Below are 1,260 nucleotides of genomic sequence, written 5' to 3' on the forward strand. Positions count from 1 at the left end.
TTGAACGCGACCAACGCAAGAAAACCGGCACAATCACTCCGTGACCTCTTCCTGCCACCACCGAAAGATGACGTGCGGCTCTCATCCGTTGCCCCACACTGCGAAAGCTTTGCGTCGGGCATTTCGCTTTTTCGCGAGCCCTATCCACGCCAGGATCGACACCGGGATGTCGTTAGCGTGAATTTCCGTACCGATCTTCCTCAGACCCCGGCCACAACTCCCGTTTGTCGAAACGTGTACCTACCGGGTTGGCTGGCATCAATGTCAAAATCAAAAGCGCCAAGGTACCCAAGATCGGCACAAGCGCTAACAGATACAACCAGCCACTGAAGTTGGCATCATGTAAACGACGCACCGCGATCGAAATATTCGGGATCAGCGTCGCCAAACCATAGATGTTCACTATCCACTCCACCACGACAGCCTCCGTAGGGACCTCAACGGCGCCAGGCTCAATAGCAAGTGCACCGCTCATGAACATCGCGATCACAGCCACAAAACCGACGATGAAATTGAACAACGCCACCCACCAGTACTCACTCAAACTCGCACGGCCACTGAAAGTCGCGTACTTCTTGAAGAACCGTTTGACGGCTTCGCCAAAAGACGCTCCGTACAACGGTAAGCTCAGACTTTCAGTCTCAGACGTCGCATAAGGATTATTCGGCGGGTAAACAGGGTCAGACATAAGGCAGCTTCCTCCAGTGGATTGATCATTCAACATCATACTGTTATTTCAACCGAAACTTCACGGCCCCAGAGAACACTCGACATCTAGGAATCCACATTCACCAATAAATTAACCCGGTACCGTGCATGGTGACGCCGCTTGGCATCACTCCCAGAATTCGCCAAATCTCAGGGACAAGATTCATCCCAGCGACATTCTCGAAGCCTGGCAGCTCAGAAGGTCATATCAATCAATATGCCATCTGACCAATTACTTGGATCCACGGCAGCATCAATGCTATTCGCCTGCCAGACCTCCTTCGGCCTCCAACGCAGCCGCAATCGCTTCAGGAGACGGCAAAGACGTCTTCTCCTCCTGAGGCAACGCATCATACGTGTAAGAAGAAACCGCTAGCGGCTGTGTCGAACCCTCCAAGGCATACCGCACCGTCCGATCGTTCTTAGACCCACAAACTAAGATCCCCACCGTAGGAGCCTGACGGGGAAGCCTCAACATGTCATTAACCGCAGCGACATAGAAATTCAACTGCCCCAGATGCTCAGGCCTGAACTTCCCAGCCTTCAGCTCAA

Annotated in this window: 2 protein-coding genes; both read right to left on the reverse strand. The window is 52.8% G+C overall.

Annotation, left to right across the window (positions count from 1 at the left end):
• Positions 1-172: 172 nt before the first annotated feature.
• Positions 173-688 (reverse strand): DUF805 domain-containing protein, encoded by a 516-nt coding sequence (locus ACT3TP_RS18675; RefSeq protein ID WP_444614414.1) that lies wholly within the window; start codon positions 686-688, stop codon positions 173-175.
• Positions 689-967: 279 nt separating this feature from the next.
• Positions 968-1,260 (reverse strand): PDDEXK nuclease domain-containing protein (locus tag ACT3TP_RS18680; protein ID WP_444621284.1); only part of this gene is annotated, 293 nt, incomplete at its 5' end.

The sequence above is a fragment of the Glutamicibacter sp. AOP38-B1-38 genome (assembly GCF_052377485.1).
Classification (GTDB): Bacteria; Actinomycetota; Actinomycetes; order Actinomycetales; family Micrococcaceae; genus Glutamicibacter.

Coding starts and splice junctions, on each gene's coding strand:
- ACT3TP_RS18675 (WP_444614414.1), bottom strand. CDS start 688: ATGTCTGACCCTGTTTACCCGCCGAATAATCCTTATGCGACGTCTGAG.